The organism is Limnohabitans sp., assembly GCF_031539175.1.
Taxonomy (GTDB): Bacteria; Pseudomonadota; Gammaproteobacteria; order Burkholderiales; family Burkholderiaceae_C; genus Limnohabitans.
The window spans coordinates 77,058-93,823 of the sequence record NZ_JAVKLQ010000002.1; the positions used below are offsets into that span (position 1 = coordinate 77,058).

18 protein-coding genes are annotated in these 16,766 nt (G+C 57.8%); 10 read left to right on the forward strand and 8 right to left on the reverse strand.

The annotated features are described in order from the left end of the window. Positions 1-12: 12 nt before the first annotated feature. From xth to RMS95_RS00675, 4 genes are read right to left on the reverse strand one after another with little or no spacing between them, the layout of a single operon-like run. Positions 13-777, reverse strand: coding sequence for an exodeoxyribonuclease III (gene xth / locus RMS95_RS00660; protein WP_310642756.1), 765 nt, complete (start codon positions 775-777; stop codon positions 13-15). Between the two features lie 17 nt (positions 778-794). Next, positions 795-1,370 (reverse strand): DUF4337 domain-containing protein, encoded by a 576-nt coding sequence (locus RMS95_RS00665; protein WP_310642757.1) that lies wholly within the window; start codon positions 1,368-1,370, stop codon positions 795-797. 9 nt (positions 1,371-1,379) lie between these two features. Then, positions 1,380-1,880, reverse strand: a complete 501-nt coding sequence (locus RMS95_RS00670) for a dihydrofolate reductase (RefSeq protein WP_310642758.1) — start codon at positions 1,878-1,880, stop codon at positions 1,380-1,382. Positions 1,881-1,894: 14 nt separating this feature from the next. Further along, positions 1,895-2,722, reverse strand: a complete 828-nt coding sequence (locus RMS95_RS00675; RefSeq protein WP_310642759.1) for a thymidylate synthase — start codon at positions 2,720-2,722, stop codon at positions 1,895-1,897. A gap of 175 nt (positions 2,723-2,897) precedes the next feature. Between RMS95_RS00675 and RMS95_RS00680 the strand changes: the two genes are divergently transcribed. Both RMS95_RS00680 and RMS95_RS00685 read left to right on the forward strand, forming a co-directional pair. Next, the gene (locus tag RMS95_RS00680; protein ID WP_310642760.1) at positions 2,898-3,836 is read left to right on the forward strand and encodes a helix-turn-helix transcriptional regulator; all 939 of its coding nucleotides are present in this window, start codon (positions 2,898-2,900) and stop codon (positions 3,834-3,836) included. A gap of 20 nt (positions 3,837-3,856) precedes the next feature. Next, the gene (locus RMS95_RS00685) at positions 3,857-4,534 is read left to right on the forward strand and encodes a response regulator (protein WP_310642761.1); all 678 of its coding nucleotides are present in this window, start codon (positions 3,857-3,859) and stop codon (positions 4,532-4,534) included. On the opposite strand, the gene RMS95_RS00690 is transcribed toward RMS95_RS00685, so the two are convergent. Continuing rightward, positions 4,509-5,942: an FAD-binding oxidoreductase gene (locus RMS95_RS00690; RefSeq protein ID WP_310642762.1), complete on the reverse strand. Its 1,434-nt coding sequence runs from the start codon at positions 5,940-5,942 to the stop codon at positions 4,509-4,511. The genes RMS95_RS00685 and RMS95_RS00690 overlap by 26 nt on opposite strands. A gap of 12 nt (positions 5,943-5,954) precedes the next feature. Next, the gene (locus RMS95_RS00695) at positions 5,955-6,386 is read right to left on the reverse strand and encodes a DUF2069 domain-containing protein (protein ID WP_310642763.1); all 432 of its coding nucleotides are present in this window, start codon (positions 6,384-6,386) and stop codon (positions 5,955-5,957) included. Positions 6,387-6,408: 22 nt separating this feature from the next. Here RMS95_RS00695 and RMS95_RS00700 point away from each other — a divergent pair, with 22 nt between their 5' ends. Beyond that, positions 6,409-7,629, forward strand: coding sequence for a YihY family inner membrane protein (locus RMS95_RS00700; RefSeq protein WP_310642764.1), 1,221 nt, complete (start codon positions 6,409-6,411; stop codon positions 7,627-7,629). Positions 7,630-7,632: 3 nt separating this feature from the next. Here the strand turns inward: RMS95_RS00700 and RMS95_RS00705 are convergent, their stop codons facing one another. Beyond that, a complete protein-coding gene (locus RMS95_RS00705) occupies positions 7,633-8,472 on the reverse strand; it encodes an alpha/beta hydrolase (protein WP_310642765.1) in 840 nt (279 codons plus the stop codon). A 12-nt stretch (positions 8,473-8,484) separates the two neighbouring features. Continuing rightward, the gene (locus tag RMS95_RS00710; protein ID WP_310642766.1) at positions 8,485-9,822 is read right to left on the reverse strand and encodes an O-acetylhomoserine aminocarboxypropyltransferase; all 1,338 of its coding nucleotides are present in this window, start codon (positions 9,820-9,822) and stop codon (positions 8,485-8,487) included. Positions 9,823-9,899: 77 nt separating this feature from the next. Between RMS95_RS00710 and RMS95_RS00715 the strand changes: the two genes are divergently transcribed. The 7 genes from RMS95_RS00715 to maiA all read left to right on the forward strand — a co-directional run bounded on the left by RMS95_RS00715 (position 9,900) and on the right by maiA (position 16,558). Next, positions 9,900-10,358, forward strand: coding sequence for a CBS domain-containing protein (locus RMS95_RS00715; protein WP_310642767.1), 459 nt, complete (start codon positions 9,900-9,902; stop codon positions 10,356-10,358). Positions 10,359-10,402: 44 nt separating this feature from the next. Continuing rightward, positions 10,403-11,503, forward strand: coding sequence for a chorismate synthase (gene aroC, locus RMS95_RS00720; protein WP_310642768.1), 1,101 nt, complete (start codon positions 10,403-10,405; stop codon positions 11,501-11,503). 12 nt (positions 11,504-11,515) lie between these two features. Then, positions 11,516-12,718, forward strand: coding sequence for an MFS transporter (locus tag RMS95_RS00725; RefSeq protein WP_310642769.1), 1,203 nt, complete (start codon positions 11,516-11,518; stop codon positions 12,716-12,718). Positions 12,719-12,857: 139 nt separating this feature from the next. Next, on the forward strand, positions 12,858-14,066 hold the full coding sequence (locus tag RMS95_RS00730; RefSeq protein ID WP_310642770.1) for a 3-hydroxybenzoate 6-monooxygenase: 1,209 nt from the start codon (positions 12,858-12,860) through the stop codon (positions 14,064-14,066). 14 nt (positions 14,067-14,080) lie between these two features. Continuing rightward, complete coding sequence (locus RMS95_RS00735) at positions 14,081-15,118, forward strand: cupin domain-containing protein (RefSeq protein WP_310642771.1); 1,038 nt, start codon at positions 14,081-14,083, stop codon at positions 15,116-15,118. A 77-nt stretch (positions 15,119-15,195) separates the two neighbouring features. Then, positions 15,196-15,909: a fumarylacetoacetate hydrolase family protein gene (locus RMS95_RS00740; RefSeq protein WP_310642772.1), complete on the forward strand. Its 714-nt coding sequence runs from the start codon at positions 15,196-15,198 to the stop codon at positions 15,907-15,909. Positions 15,910-15,916: 7 nt separating this feature from the next. Then, positions 15,917-16,558, forward strand: coding sequence for a maleylacetoacetate isomerase (maiA, locus tag RMS95_RS00745; RefSeq protein ID WP_310642773.1), 642 nt, complete (start codon positions 15,917-15,919; stop codon positions 16,556-16,558). Positions 16,559-16,766 lie beyond the last annotated feature (208 nt).

Consider the following 16,766-nt stretch of genomic DNA (forward strand, 5'->3'; position numbering starts at 1 on the left):
TCGCTTGGGGATTTAGCTGAGTGTCACGATGACCGGCGCGTGGTCGCTGGGACGCTCATTTTTGCGTGGGGCTTTGTCGATCACGCAGGCTTGTACGGCGGGCTTCAGGGCTTCGCTGACCAAGATGTGGTCAATGCGCAGGCCGCGGTTGCGTCGGAAGGCGAACTCGCGGTAATCCCACCAGCTGTAGGTTTTTTCGGGTTGGTCAAACAAACGGTAGGCATCGTGCATGCCCGACGTAATCAGTGCTTGAAAGTGCTCGCGCTCAGCCACGGTGCAATGGATGGTGTCTTTCAAACCAATGGGGTCCCACACATCGCGGTCGTCCACGGTGATGTTGAAGTCGCCCATTAATACGAGTTTGGGGTGTTGTTTGAGCTCTTCGCGGACCCAATCGTTCAAGGCTTCTAGCCAGCGCATTTTGTAAACAAATTTGTCGCTGTCGGGGGCTTGTCCGTTCGGAAAATAGGCACCGATCACGCGCACTCCGTCGACTGTTCCTGCGATAACGCGGGCCATGTCGTCGTCAAAACCGGGGATGTTCTTCACCACCTCCGTGGCGTCGCTGCGCGAGAGCAGGGCCACCCCGTTGTAGGTTTTTTGTCCGAAAAAGGCCACTTTGTAGCCAGCAGCTTCGATGGCTTCTTTGGGGAACTTGTCGTCGGTGGTTTTGGTTTCTTGCAGCACCAAGGCGTCGACAGGGTTGGCTGCGAGCCAGTCGAGCACTTGGGGCAAGCGCACAGTGAGGGAGTTGACGTTCCAGGTGGCGAGTTGCATAGAGGAAGCGCAGGTCATCAAATGTGCATGAAGGCCAACACGCCAACGCTCACGCCCACGGCGCCCGCCCCAAACATGGCGAATTGCAACCAGCGTTTGCGGGTGAGCAAAGCAATGGCGGCCAAGGCAATGGCGACTTGCAGCAAGGTGGTAGCTTGGGCCCAGCGGTGGTGCTGGTGCATTTGTTCGTCAGAGGCGTGGTCCCAGTCGCTGGATTCGGTTTCTAGCGCTTCGGCCTTGGCTTTGATGTCTGCCTTTTCAGCTTTGTAGCGCTTGATTTCTTCCGCGTAGAAGTCTTGCTTGGCGGCGGGGGCTAGGTCGATCGCCAATTCACTCAAGTTTTGCTTGCTGCTTTTGGCTTGGTAGTAGTTCCACTGGTTAGACGCTTCGGTCTTTTTGATGGCCGCATTGTTTTTGTACAAACCCGCGTTGGCTTGGGTCGCACCGCCCATGTAGCCAGAAATGGCCCCAACGGTGGCGATGATGGCGGTGAACATGGCGATTTTGTTGGTGAAGCCATCGCCATGCCCTTGGGCAGCGTGCTCGAGTTCGTGGTCGTGGGGGCCGTGGACGTGGAAGCCGTGATCAGACATTTAAATCTCCTAGGGGGTGTTTGGGTTCGTGCGCGCGAGAGTGACGAAGCTGTAGGCCAAGCCATTGGCTGCGGTGTGTGACTCGCGTGCAGTTTCTTGCCAACTGGCATCAAAGGTGGGCGCGAAGGCATCCCCTTCAAAATGGGCATCAATTTCCGTGATGACTGCGCGTTGGGCCAACGGCAGCGCTTGGGCGTACACCTCGGCACCACCTATCACCCACACCTCGGCTTCGGTGCTGCATACCGCCAAGGCTTGCGCCATGCTATGGGCGACATGTGCACCCGGCGCTTGCCAATCGGTTTGGCGTGTCACAACGATGTTGGTGCGGCCCGGTAATGGCCGAAATTTTGGGGGCAATGATTCCCAAGTTTTACGCCCCATGATGACGGGCTGTCCTAAAGTGGTCTTTTTGAAATGCGCCAAGTCTTCAGGCAAATGCCACGGCAGTGTGTTGTTCAGTCCAATGACGCCCTTGCGTGCGCACGCAAATATCAAGTTCAAACGCATGGATGGCCTTGGGTTTAAACGGCCACAGGCGCTTTGATGGCACCGTGGCATTGGTAGTCGAGGACTTCGAAGTCTTCGTATTCATAGCCAAAGATGGAGTCGGGTTTGCGCTTGATGTTCAGTGTGGGGTAGGCGAAGGGGGCGCGGCTGAGTTGCAGGGCCACTTGTTCGTGGTGATTGCTGTAAATGTGGCAATCACCGCCTGTCCAAATGAAGTCGCCTACATCCAAGTCACATTGCTGGGCCACCATGTGAGTGAGTAAAGCGTAGCTGGCAATGTTGAAGGGTACGCCCAAGAAAATGTCGGCGCTGCGCTGGTACAGCTGGCAGCTTAAGCGGCCGCGTTCGCCTCGGTTTTGGGCGGGAGCGACATAGAACTGGAAAAAAGCATGGCAAGGCATCAGCGCCATTTGGTTGAGTTCGGCCACGTTCCACGCGCTGACGATGATTCGACGCGAGTCGGGGTTGGTTTTGAGCGTTTGGATAACGTCTGCAATTTGGTCGATATGGCCACCATCAGGGGTCGGCCAGCTGCGCCATTGCACGCCGTAGACGGGGCCTAAGTCGCCGTTTTCACGCGCCCATTCGTCCCAAATGCTGACGCCGCGTTCCTTGAGCCAGTTGTTGTTGCTCGAGCCCGTTAAAAACCAGAGCAATTCTTGAATGATCGAGCGGAGGTGAACTTTTTTGGTGGTCACCAGCGGGAATCCCTCATTCAAGTCGAAACGCATTTGGTAGCCAAAGACGCTTTTCGTGCCTGTGCCGGTGCGGTCTGTCTTGGCCACGCCGTGCGTATCGACGTGTTGCATGAAGTCTTCGTATTGGCGGCGAATGGGGCGCATAGGGGGGGTAATCACTGAAAAAAAAGCTGTTTAAGTTTAAGCGCTTTAATTAACTTGAAGTTAATATTAAAGTACTATAAGCTAGTTGGCGTATTGACTGTGAGTGACGCTTATCAGACATTTGAAGTTGCGCAAACAAATCAATCTGCTCCTAATTCTCAACATATTTCAAGCCATGCCTGAAACACAGCCGAATGTTTATGAAACGTGTGACCCCACGTACTTGCAGCAATTACGTGGTCAGGTGGGCATGGACGTTGTTCAGCTGGCACGCATTGCTTGTTTGTCTGTTGCACAAGTCAAGTCTTTGGAGCTGGGAAGCCATGACTTGTTTTACTCCCCAGCGATTAAGCGTCAAGCTTACAAACGGGCATTGATGATTTTGGGTGCGCCGCCGCCAGTTGCGTTCCCTGCGTCTGAAGCAAATGACGTCATGACGTCTGCGGTGCTTGCGCCTGTGAATGAGAGTTTGAACCACATTGCCGATCTGAGCACCCAATCTGTGGACGATTGGAAAGGGCCGGCAAGCGGCGGCGGTTGGGTGATTCGCAAACAGGTCGTGCTGGCGACTTTGGCTTTTCTGGTGACATTAGGCGGTTTGCTGATGGTCTATCCCAGCGAAGGTGATGCCTCAATGGCTTTGGCCTCAGCTGCGTCGCCACTGATGAAGAATGAACCGGTTCGCGCATCGCTTGCCAAGCCAGCGGTGGTTGCTTCCCATGTGACGGTGGCATCTGCGAATTTGGCTGTTGCCTCCGACGTGATGAAAAACGCATCCGACGCAACCGTTGTTGCGACTCGCGCTTTTGGCGCTTGTGCGTTTTCTAGCGATCCCGGTCCTGAAGTATCACCAGCGACGCCCAAAAAAGAGGGTAAATTTGTTTATTTGGTCAGTCCAGCCGACACGACGTTGTGCGTGGTCGATGGCAACAAACAAGCCAACACCGTGCAGCTGAAGGCGGGAGAAGGGCGTAGTGTTTATGGCACATCACCTTGGCAGATATCGGGTACCAGTTTGGCGCAGGTTCAAATTTACTTTCAAGGTTGGCGCGCGAGCTTGCCTGAGGGTGTCGTTCAAAAAATAGTGTTGGTTGAAAAATCGCTCACCCCTTGATTTTTGGCATGATCTAGGCCATGCCTCATTTGTCTTTTCAAGCTTCCTCATTTCTTGGCCATGTCGTCGTCATTGATGACGATGCTTCGATTCGCCGCAGTCTGTCTACGCTGCTGACGCGTGCTGGTTACCACGTGAGCGTGTATGAGAGTGCTGATCTTTTCTTGCAGGCCCCTGAGTTGCCCAAGCCCTGCGTGATTTTGCTGGACATGCGCATGCCCGGCACTTTGGGCGTCGATTTGCAAGCACACCTTCAGCAGATCGCGCCATCGGTGCCGATTGTGTTTGCCAGTGGTGACAGCCGTTCGGAAGAAATCATTCGTGCCATGAAGCAAGGTGCGGTGGAATTTTTGCTCAAACCTTTCACCCCACAGGTTTTGCTAGATACCTTGCAAAGTGCCATGCAGCAGGCGGTGAACACCCACAAACAAGACCACCACGTAGACAAAGTGAAGGCGTTGCTCAAGTGCTTGACGGCCCGCGAGTTTGAAGTGTGCAGCTGGATCGTGCGTGGCTACACCAACCAACACATTGCGGAGTTAGATGGTGGTGCTGCGGCTACTGTGAAGCTGCATCGTGCACGTGTGATGAACAAATTAGGCGTTGAAACGCTACCCGATTTGATCAAGCTGCTCGAAGGCGTTGAGTTGACGTCCGAGCTGTATACCGAAATCAACGCACCACACGACCCGGATTGAGCAAACCCTGTGGGTCTAAGGCCTGCTTGACTTGGCGCATCAGCGTCAGTGCCACGGGGTCTTTGTAATCGGGCAGCGTGTCCACTTTCAAACTGCCCACGCCATGCTCGGCAGAGATGGAGCCCCCTAAGGCTTTGACGGCGTCGTACACCAGCGTGTTCACGCGGTCTTCTTGGGTTTGCAAGAACAGTTTGTTGTCGCTGCCTTGGGGTGACTGCACGTTGTAGTGCAAATTGCCATCGCCCAAATGGCCAAAATTCACGATGCGAACGCCTTCAATCTCTCGCTTCAGCAGCGCATCGGTATTCGCCACAAAAGAAGGGATGGCAGACACGGGCAGCGAAATATCGTGCTTGATGTTCAAGCCTTCCTCCGCCTGTGCCAAGGTGATGCTTTCGCGGATGTGCCACAAATTGCGGGCTTGCGACAAACTCTCGGCGACGACAGCGTCGGTGACGCAGCCGTCTTCAAAAGCCAGCTCGAGCAAATGCTCAAAACGGCTGCGAGCGTGTTCTTCCGACTCGGTATCTGAGTTTTCCAGCAACACGCAATAGGGCGTGTCTTGCCACAAAGGCACGCGCAGTTGTGGGTAATGTTTGTCGACCAAGCTGAGGGCGAATTGGCCCATCATTTCGAAACCGGTCAGACCGGCGCCTAGGTGTTGATGGGCCAGCCCCAGCAATTTGACGGCGTGTTCGACCGATGGCACAGCCGCCCACGCCGTCAGGCTGACCGCTGGCAGCGGATAAAGCTTCATGGTGGCGGAGGTGATGATACCCAGCGTGCCCTCGCTGCCGATCATCAAATTACGCAGGTCATAGCCCGTGTTGTCTTTGCGCAGGCCACTCAAGGTGTGCATGATGTCGCCTTGGGCGGTGACCACCTCGAGGCCCAAGCACAGCTCACGCGTGTTGCCATAACGCACCACCTGTGTGCCGCCCGCGTTGGTAGCCAAGTTGCCGCCAATGGTGCAACTGCCTTCAGAGCCCAGGCTCAAGGGGAACAAAAAGCCCGCTTGCTCAGCGGCTTGTTGCACGTTTTGCAACACACAACCGGCTTCGACCGTGAGGGTGAGGTTGTCGGCGTCGATGGCGCGCACGGCATTCATGCGCTGCAAACTCAGGAGCACCTGTGTGCCCGATGTATCGGGGATCGAGCCCACCACCAAGCCTGTGTTGCCCCCTTGCGGCACCACGCTCACGCCCGCTTTGGCGCAGGCTTTGACCACCGCGGCGACCTCTTGCGTGTTGCCAGGGCGAACCACGGCCAAGGCTTTGCCACGCACCCGTTTGCGCCAGTCTTGCTCGTAAGAGGACAAATCGCCTTCCGTCAACACATGGGCATCGCCTAATGCGGAGCACAAAGCGATGAGCAAATCAGGGAGGGCGGTGGGGGCAGTGTGAGTCATAAAACCTCGGGATTAGACAGTGGCTGACACGCTAGCGGTGTCCTCTGGCGCTGGGTTGTTTTTGGCGTGGCGAATGCGCAAGCGCACATGCATGGCGCAAGCCACAAACAGCACCACGCAGAGCAGCACTTCAAGCAGGGCGCAATAGTTGCTGGGCGCGGTATCGCCCCAAGCGCGGACCACGCCTTCGGTGAAATACAACCAAATCATCAGGCTGAGCCAACGGTAGGTGTACATGCGGTTTTTCAGCAAGCCAGTCAGGGGGAAGCACAGTGGCAACACTTTGAGCGCCAACAGGGTGCCGCCGGGGCGAAGCGGTGCGAGCCAGAGCTCCCAAGCCAAACCGAGCACGATCAGCCCCAACAAGCTGCCCACGGCCAGCCCTCGGGTGAGCGTGACGTGACGCGGGGTAATTTCTGCAGAGGGTTGGGTATAGGTGTGCATAGACGATGGCATGATTCAGCCCATGATTGTCCCGCAACTGCAAAGCTTCCTTGACCGACTGGCCCGATTCCCTTGGCGTAATACCGCACGCGTGCTGCGCCAGCGCTTTCGTGAGGACCGCTTGGGGCAAACCGCAGGCAGCTTGACCTTCACCACCACCATTGCGCTGGTGCCTTTGTTGGCGGTGACGTTGGCGGTGTTCACGGCATTTCCGATCTTCAGCGACTTTCAAACGGTGTTGCAAAAACGCTTGGTTGAGAGCTTTGTGCCCGACAACATTTCGCGTCAAGTATTGGGCTATTTGAGCCAATTTGCCAGCAAGGCCAGCCGCTTAGGCGTCGCGGGTGTGACCGCGCTGTTTTTGTCTGCCGTCACCTTGGTGTTGACCATCGACCGCACGCTCAATGCGATTTGGCGTGTGCGCAAACGTCGCCCGTTTGCGCAAAGCTTGTTGTTGTACTGGACCGCCATCACGCTGGGGCCGCTGTTGATGGGGGTGAGTTTGGTGCTCATGTCTCAGTTTGTGGCGATTTCTCGGGGCTTTGCACCCGATATGACGGGCAATATGCGCTGGTTGCTGAGTACGCTGGAGTTTTTGTTGTTGGCGTGGAGCGTGAGCGCGATGTATCGCTATGTGCCCTATACCCAAGTGCATTGGCGTCATGCGCTGGTGGGTGGTGTGTGGGTGGCCGCTGCGACTGAAATTGCACGCAAAGTGCTGGCCTACTACTTTGGCCAAATGCCCACCTATTCGGTGGTGTACGGCGCGTTTGCAACGGTGCCGATTTTGTTGGTCTGGATGTATTTGGCGTGGACCATTGTCTTGTTGGGCGCGGTGCTGGTCGCCAATTTACCGAGTTTGTTAGACGGTATTTCTCGCGATGGACGCAGCGTGGGTTGGCGGTTTCAGCTGGCGCTGGAGGTGTTGCAACGCTTGCAACTGGCCCGCAACCGCGACGAGCATGGTGCCAGCCTCAGCACCCTGTGTGCGGACTTGCATTTGGATCCTTTGCAACTCGAAGAAGTGCTGGCCACCTTGGTCCATCTGGATTGGATTGCCCGCTTGAGCGAACAAGTCGATGCCCAACAAACCCACCTCAAAGAAGCCCGCTACGTCATGCTGGCTGACCCGCACCAAACCTTGCTATCGCCCTTGATGGAGCGGTTGCTGTTGGTGCGCAGCCCCGAGTCCGAGGGGCTGTGGATGCGTTGGCAAGATTTACGTTTGCGGGATGTGCTCTGAGGTTTAAACCGTCACGCCCAAAAACGCTGTCAGTGCCTGCAACGTTTCCTCGGGCGACTCGCTCATTTGGTGGTGCCCCATGGGCACATTGACCACGCTGTATGTTTTGCCGCCTGCCTTGGCTTGCTCGATCAATGGCTTCGCCGCTTTGGGCGTGGTCATCTGGTCGGTAGCGCCCAGTAAAAACAGAATGGGGCACGTCACGGCATCCATCGCCGCTAAGCCGTTGGCGTAGCTGTCGCAGGCCACAAAGCCGCGGTGAAACACATTGACCGACGTGTTGCTGGCCAGCACGCGACGGCCCAGCGCCATCGATGCACCGTACACCCATGTGCCGGGGCCCAGCGCTGAGGGCGGCGCGGCCAAGGTCGAGCGCGAAAACACATTCACCATGTGCAGCGCTTTCATGGGCGCGTTGAGCGAGGCGTCAATCAGGGCCGGGGACACCTTCATCGGGAAGGCTGTGCCCACCAATGCCAAGTGGGTGATGCGGTCTTTCAAGCGCGCGGCCGTTTCCAGTGCGATCAACGAGCCCCAGCTGTGGCCCACCAACGCCGCTTTTTCAACGCCCGCAGCGTCGAGCAAGTCTTCGATGAATTGCGAGGCCTCTTCGACTGTCGATGGCGCGTCGCCACCGCTGCGGCAATGGCCGGGCAGATCGACCGCCAAGACGTTGAAGCCATGGTGGGCGAGGTAGCGGCTTTGCAAAATCCACACGCTGTGGTCGTTCAGCACGCCGTGGATGAACACGAGGGTGGGTTTGGTGGCATCAAAGGCTTTGCCACCGGTGTAGGCATAGGCTTCGTAGGGTTGGCCTGTGGACGTTTGAAGGGTGAATTTCATGCGCGTGTCTCCTTAGGCTTGGGGGGCTTGACGCGTGGCTGCATCGCCCGCTTTTTCGGCGGCCTTGAGTGCACGTTTGAGATCGTCGATCAAATCGGCGGGGTCTTCCAAGCCAATGGACAAACGGATGGTGCCAGGGCCAATGCCTGCGCCCGCCAAGGCCTCGTCGCTCATGCGGAAGTGGGTGGTGCTGGCGGGGTGAATGACCAAGCTGCGGCAGTCGCCCACGTTGGCGAGGTGGCTGAACAGTTTCAAGGCTTCGATGAAGGCCACGCCTTGCGCGCGGCTGCCTTTCAAGTCAAAGCTGAAGACCGAACCGGCGCCGCGTGCGCCAAAGCGCAGCAGCTTTTCAGCCAAGGCGTGGCTGGGGTGGCCCTCCATCAGCGGGTGGCCCACGCGACTGACCATCGGATGGCTGGCTAAGAACTGCACCACTTTTTCGGTGTTCGCCATGTGGCGCTCCATGCGCAGGGGCAGGGTTTCGATGCCTTGCAAAATCAGCCATGCGCTGTGCGGGCTCAGGCAGGCGCCAAAGTCGCGCAGGCCCTCGCGGCGGGCGCGCAGCAAGAAGGCGCCGATGGTGCTTTCTTCACTGAACACCATGTTGTGAAAGCCTTCGTAGTGTTGGGTGAGCTCAGGGAATTTGCCGCTCTTTTCCCAATCGAAGCTGCCACCGTCCACCACGATACCGCCAATGACTGTGCCGTGGCCGCTCAAGAACTTGGTGGCCGAGTGGTAAACCAAATCGGCGCCCAACTCGAAAGGTTTGATCAAGTAGGGCGAGGTCAGGGTGGAGTCGACCAGCAGCGGCACACCTGCGTCGTGGGCGATGGCCGAAATGGTCGGAATGTCGAGCACGTCCAAGCCGGGGTTGCCCACGGTTTCGCCAAAGAACAGTTTGGTGTTGGGTCGCACAGCCGCACGCCAACCGTCGATGTCGTCGGGTTTGACAAAGGTGGTTTCAATTCCAAAGCGGCTCAGCGTGTAGTGCAGCAAATTGTGCGAGCCGCCATACAAGGCGGTGCTAGCCACAATGTGTGAGCCTGCGCCCATCAGCGTGGCAATGGTGAGGTGCAAGGCGGCTTGGCCGCTGGCCGTGCTGATCGCGCCAATGCCACCCTCGAGTGCGGCCACGCGTTGCTCCAGCACCGCGTTGGTGGGGTTGCTGATGCGGCTGTACACATGGCCTGCACGCTCCAAGTTGAACAACGCGGCGGCGTGGTCGCTGGACTCAAACACGAATGAGGTGGTCAAGTGAATCGGCACCGCGCGTGCGCCGGTGGTGGGGTCGGGCGCGGCGCCTGCATGCAGGGCGAGCGTGTCAAAACTTGGATCGGTGTAGCCAGGCATGGTTTCCTCGGGGGATTTGTCAGTTTTTGCACAGCCATTGTGGGCTATATTTCAATCCCCACCCGAGGAGATAAACCATGAAAGTCAGCGATATCCTGCGCGTCAAAGGCGGCGGAACTTTGTTCACCATCGACCCGATGGAGCCCCTAGCCAGTGCGGTGGCCACCATGGCCGAGAAAGACATGGGTTCGCTTTTGGTGATGGAGCACGGTGACTTGGTCGGTTTGCTGACCTTCCGCGAAGTGATTCAGGCTTTGCACCGCCGTGGCGGCGTCATTGGTGACTCCACCGTGCGCAGCGCGATGGACGACCACCCCTTGACGTGCTCTCCCGACACCGAACTCGACGAAGTGCGCCGCATGATGCTTGAGAGCCACGCCCGCTACATGCCCGTCATTGGTAACCGCCAATTGCAGGGCGTGATCAGTTTTTACGACGTGGCCAAGTCGGTGGTGGACAGCCAAAACTTCGAAAACCAAATGCTCAAGGCCTACATCAAAGACTGGCCAAGCGGGACAGAAGAAGAGAAAGCCTGAGTCGGGCGAAAGAACGACGCGCCGCTCAGGGATAATCTCACCCCATGAGCGGCAATACCTTCGGAACCCTTTTCACCGTCACCAACTTTGGTGAATCCCACGGCCCAGCCATTGGCTGCGTGATTGACGGCTGCCCTCCGGGCATGTCGCTGTGCGAGGCTGACATTCAGGTCGAACTTGATCGCCGTCGCCCCGGCACCAGCCGACACGTGACGCAACGCAACGAACCCGATCAAGTGCAAATCTTGTCGGGCGTGTACGAGGGCAAAACCACCGGTACCCCGATAGCGCTGCTCATCCAAAACACCGACCAGCGCAGCAAAGATTACGGCAACATTTTGCAAACGTTCCGCCCCGGTCATGCGGACTACACCTATTTTCAAAAATTCGGCATCCGCGATCCACGCGGTGGTGGCCGCTCTTCCGCTCGTTTGACCGCGCCCACAGTGGCTGCTGGCGCTGTGGCGAAGAAGTGGCTGAAAGAAAAGTTCGGCACCACGTTCTACGGTTGCATGACGCAGCTCGGCGAAATGCCCATTCCCTTTGAGAGCTGGGACCATGTGGGCCACAACCCGTTCTACGCCCCTTGCGCCGATGTGCAAGCGTTTGAAGATTACATGGACAGCCTGCGCAAAGCGGGCGACTCGTGTGGTGCGCGCATTCGCGTGGTTGCTTCGGGCATGCCTGTGGGATTGGGTCAGCCTTTGTACGACAAGCTCGACGCCGACATTGCCTACGCGATGATGGGCCTGAATGCGGTCAAAGGCGTGGAGATTGGTGCGGGTTTTGCCAGCGTGGCCCAGCGTGGCACCACGCACGGGGACTCGTTGACCGCACAAGGCTTTCTGACCAACAACGCCGGCGGCGTGTTGGGCGGTATCAGCACCGGTCAAGATTTGGAGGTGAGCATTGCCATCAAGCCCACCAGCTCGATCTTGAGCCCCCGTGAGTCAATTGACCAAAACAGCCAACCCACGGAGGTGGTGACCAAGGGCCGTCACGACCCTTGCGTGGGCATTCGTGCAACGCCCATTGCCGAAGCTTTGCTGGCTTTGGTGGTGATGGACCACGCCTTGCGTCACCGTGCCCAATGCGGCGATGTGCAGGTGGCGATGCCTGCTATTCCTGGCCATGTTGGCGCCTAACCACGGTCCGTTTTGAGCACTTCTGCCTCTCAAGCGCGTTCTAGCAACGCGCTTTCTCGTTTTCAGCTTTTCCCTTTCGCTGCGCTGTCTGCCAGCTACTTTGCGCACATCGGGTTTTTCAACCCGTATCTGCCGCTTTGGCTCAAAGAGCTGGGTTTTTCCATCACGGTCATTGGTTTGCTCACGGCGGTGCAGGCCGCCACCCGTGTGTTAGCGCCTTATGGCTGGGGCTGGCTGAGCGACCACACGGGGGAGCGTGTGAAGTTGCTGCGCTTTTGTGCAGGGGCGGCGCTGCTGTGTTCGTGTGGCCTGTTGGTCAAGGGGGGCGTGGGCTGGTTGGCTTTTGTGTTGTTGCTGATGTTTGTTCACACCAGCGCCATGATGCCCATGAGCGAAGCGGCTTTGGCCCATTTGGTCAGCAGTGGCGAGGGCTTTGACGCACGTCGCTACGGGCGCGTTCGGCTGTGGGGCTCCCTTGGTTTTTTGGTCACCGTGTTTGTCGCGGGCGCTTGGTTTGAGCGTGTGGGCATGCAGAGTTTTCCCCTTTGGGCGGTGGGCTCATTGTTGTTGCTCAATGCGAGCGTGTGGTGGCTGCCCAATCACCGCGAAGCTATGCATCAGGATGAGGCACGTCCACCGGTCTGGGATGTTTTGTTGCAGCCCAAGGTGCAGTGGTTTTTTGCCACCGTGTTTTTCCATGTGTTGTCGCACATTGGTATTTACGTGTTTTTCTCGCTGTACCTGGATGAATTGGGTTATAGCAAAACCATGATTGGCGTGCTCTGGGCCGTGTCCGTGGCGGCAGAGATTGTGTGGTTCTTTACCCAAAGCCGTTGGTTGCCGCGGCTGAGTTTGTCGACATGGCTTTTGGTCTGCGCTGCAGCCATGGTGTTGCGCATGGGGTTGACGACTTGGGCGGCGGGTTGGTTGCTGGCTTTGTTGTTGGCGCAAGTTCTGCACGCGTTGACCTTTGCCACTCAGCACACCGTGTGCATTGCCTTGTTGTCGCACCATTTCCCAGGGCGTTTGCGCGGTAGGGGCCAAGCGCTGTATGCCTCTATTGGGTACGGCGTGCCTGGGGTGTTGGGCGCGCTGGGTGGCGGTGCGCTCAGTGATGCGTTTGGGCTGTCAGCGGTTTATGGCCTGTCCATCGTGACGTCTGTGCTGGCTTGTTTGTGTGCTTGGCGGTGCATGCGTTTGAATGCGCGTGGTTGAGCGACAGGACGTCTGTGATTTCCCCGCCGTTAATGTTCTTTTTGGGTACCTAGGGTTCTCCCTAGACGTTAATTCAGAGTCTGTGTTTAAAATAAACATCAGCATACTGAATATATCCATACTTTTCAAAAGGTAGACCATGAGTGAGAACACACAAAACCTGCCGGTGTTGATTGCCGGCGGCGGTATTGGCGGCTTGGCTGCAGCGTTGGCGCTGACGCGTCAGGGCTTTCACGTCAAGGTGTTGGAGCAGGCGCCGGAGATTGGTGAAATTGGCGCAGGCATTCAACTGGGCCCCAATGCGTTTCACGCATTTGACGCTTTGGGCGTGGGCGAGAAGGCCCGCAGCCGCGCGGTCTACACCGATTACATGGTGATGCACGATGCAATTGACGAGTACCAAGTGGGCAAGATTCCCACGGGCGAGGCATTCATCAAGCGCTTTGGCAACCCTTATGCGGTGATTCACCGTGTGGATGTGCACAAGTCGTTGCTCGAAGGAGCGCAAGAAACAGGCAAGGTCGAATTTGTCACATCCACCCGCGTGGCGCAGATTGAGCAAACCGACACCACCGTCACCGTGACCGACCAGCACGGCAACACCCACCAAGGCATCGCCTTGATTGGCGCGGATGGCGTGAAGTCGGTGGTGCGTGCCAAGTACGTGAACGACCCTGCGCGCATCACAGGCCATGTGGTGTACCGAGCCGTGGTCGAGAAAAAAGATTTTCCAGAAAACCTGCAATGGAACGCGGCCAGTATTTGGGTCGGCCCCAATTGCCACTTGGTGCATTACCCCTTGCGTGGCGGTGAGCAATACAACGTGGTGGTTACCTTCCACAGCCGCCAGCAAGAAGAGTGGGGCGTGACGGACGGCAGCAAAGAAGAAGTGCAAAGCTACTTTCAAGGCATTTGCCCCAAGGCACGTCAGCTCATTGATTTGCCCAAAACATGGAAACGCTGGGCCACCGCTGACCGCGAGCCGATTGGTCAGTGGTCGTTTGGTCGCGCCACCTTGTTGGGCGACGCCGCTCACCCCACCACGCAATACATGGCGCAAGGCGCTTGCATGGCCATTGAAGACGCAGTCACCTTGGGCGAAGCGCTGCGCGTGACGAACAACGATTTTGTCAAAGCGTTCGATTTGTACCAACGCGCCCGCGTGTCGCGCACTGCGCGCATCGTGTTGTCGGGCCGTGAGATGGGCCGCCTGTACCATGCCAAAGGTGTGGAGCGTTTGGTGCGCAACGACTTGTGGCGCGGCCGCAGTCCAGAGCGTTTTTACGATGCGATGGAATGGCTCTACGGTTGGAATGTCAGCAATTGCTTGTCAGCGGCAGGCCATTAAACAAAGGAGACCCCATGCAAGAACTCGGACGACTCGAAGACCTGCCCAAAGACTATGTGCAGGACCTGCGCAACCTGAACCTGGTGCCCCTGTGGCCCAGCCTGCGCGGCGTGCTGCCCCCCAAGGTGCCCACGCGCCAAACCCAACCCACCTGCTGGGCTTACAAAGACATCAAGCCCCTGCTGCTCAAAGCGGGCGAGCTGACCCCGATTGAAAAAGCCGAGCGCCGCGTGCTGGTGTTGGCCAACCCCGGGCATGGCCTCGAAAAAATGCAGGCCAGCGCGGCCATGTATTTGGGCATGCAACTGCTCATGCCCGGCGAGTGGGCGCCCAGCCACCGCCACACCCCCAACGCCGTGCGCATGGTGGTCGAGGGCGAAGGTGCCTGGACCACGGTGGACGGCGAAAAATGCCCCATGAGCCGCGGCGATTTGATCCTCACGCCCACCGGTCTGTGGCACGAGCATGGCCACGACGGGACCGAACCCGTCATCTGGCTGGATGTACTGGACTTGCCGCTGGTCTATTACATGGAGGCCAGCTACCACATCAACGGCGACCGCCAGACCGTGGTGCCCGGTCAGGGCGACAAGCAATACGCCCGTGGCGGCGTGGTGCCCAGCCATGTGTTCGAGCGTAGCAAGAAGGCTTACCCCATGCTGCGCTACGCTTGGAAAGACGCCAAAGCCGCGCTCGAATCGCTGGCGGCTGACAACGCAGCTTTGGAGCAAGTGCAAGTCACTTACACCAACCCCGAAACCGGTGGCGATGCAGAAAACATTTTGGGCTTTTACGCCCTGATGTTGCGCCCCGGCCAGACGCTGCGCTTGCCTGCACGCTCGCCCGCGCAGGTGTTCCATGTCATCGAAGGCGCTGTGCAAGCGAACATCGTGGCCAGCACCTTCACGCTGGCCGAGGCCGACACCTGTTGCGCGCCGGGCTACGAGGTCGTGACGCTGACCAACCTGAACGCCAGCCAGCCCGCCTTCGTATTCATCGCTGACGAATCGCCACTGCACCGCAAGCTGGGTGTGTACGAGAACCGCGGCTGATTTTTTTGACCTTGTTTCTTTCACGCAGTGGCCCCAAGGCCTCTGCGTGAACCTGTTTTTGTAATCTGGACCCCCCCATGACTTCTTACCTCTTCACACCTCCCGCCGTTCAGTCCCTTGCCATCCGTGGCAAGACCGAGCGCTTCCCCATCAACCGCATCTTTTGCGTGGGCCGCAACTACCATGCGCACGCCGTTGAAATGGGTCGCCCCGTCGACAAAAGCGTGGAGCAAGCCTTCTATTTCACCAAGTCACCTCAGACGCTGGTGGACAGCGGCGTGGACCATGTTGCCGTGGTGGCCTACCCGCCCCGCACCAGCAACTACCACTTCGAGATGGAACTGGTGCTGGCCATTGGCAAAGAAGGTTTTCGCGTGAGCGAAGACCAAGCCCATGAGCTGGTTTACGGCTATGCCGCAGGCCTGGACATGACCCGCCGCGACCTGCAATTGGTGGCCCGCGACAAAGGTCGCCCTTGGGATACCGGCAAGGACATCGAGCAAGGTTCTGTGTGCACAGAGATCGTGCCCATGCCTGGCGTGGTGATTGAGCACGGCACCATTGCTCTCGAGGTCAACGGTGCCACCAAACAGTCGTCCGATGTAGACAAGCTGATCTGGAACATCCGCGAAATCATCGCTGACCTGTCGACTTACTACCACCTGCAGCCGGGTGACCTGATCTACACCGGCACACCTGAAGGCGTGGGCGCCGTGTTGCCCGGCGACAAAATCACCGGCCGTGTGGAAGGCGTGGCTGAAGTGGCCTTGACCATCGGCGCTGCGGAGTGATACGACCATGAAGCTCTACAACTTTTTCCGCAGCGGTACCTCGCACCGTTTGCGCATCGCGCTCAACCTCAAAGGGCTGAGCACCGACTACATCGCCGTTGATTTGCGTGTGGAAGAGCATTTGAAAGAAGCCTTCAAATCGTTGAACCCGCAAGGCTTGGTGCCTGCCTTGGAGGTGAGCGATCAGCAAGTGCTGATTCAGTCACCCGCCATCATCGAATGGCTGGAAGAGAAGTACCCCACGCCCGCACTTTTGCCTGCAGGGGCGGACGAGCGCGCCCATGTGCGCGCTTTGGCCGCCATCGTCGGCTGCGACATTCACCCGATCAACAACCGTCGCATTTTGGAAACTCTGCGCAAGCAGTTCGGCGCCAACGAAGACGCCATCAACGCATGGTGCGCCACCTGGATCACCGACGGCTTCAATGCCATCGAAGCCTTGTTGGCCGCAGACACCCGACGCGGAGCCTTTTGCTTTGGCAACACGCCCACCTTGGCCGACGTGTACTTGATTCCCCAAATCGAGAGCTCGCGCCGCTTCAAGGTCGACCTGAGCCAATGGCCCTGCATCGCGGCTGTAGAGGCCGCGTGCATGCAACTGGAAGCCTTCCAAAAAGCTGCGCCTATGCAGCAACCCGACGCGGCTTGATCGCTGCAGCAGGCAAGGCTGACGCGATTTTTCTACGTTTCTTCCCCCCGACTTTCACCTAACTTTTGAAAGGCGGATTCAAGGACGAAGTGCAACAAAGATGAACTGGTTATAGGTGGCTGAGGATGCGAGAGCATCATGGCCGCTTTAACCGCCAAATCGAAATTGCCCAATGTACAAGCACCTCAGCCGAGAAGAACGATACCAA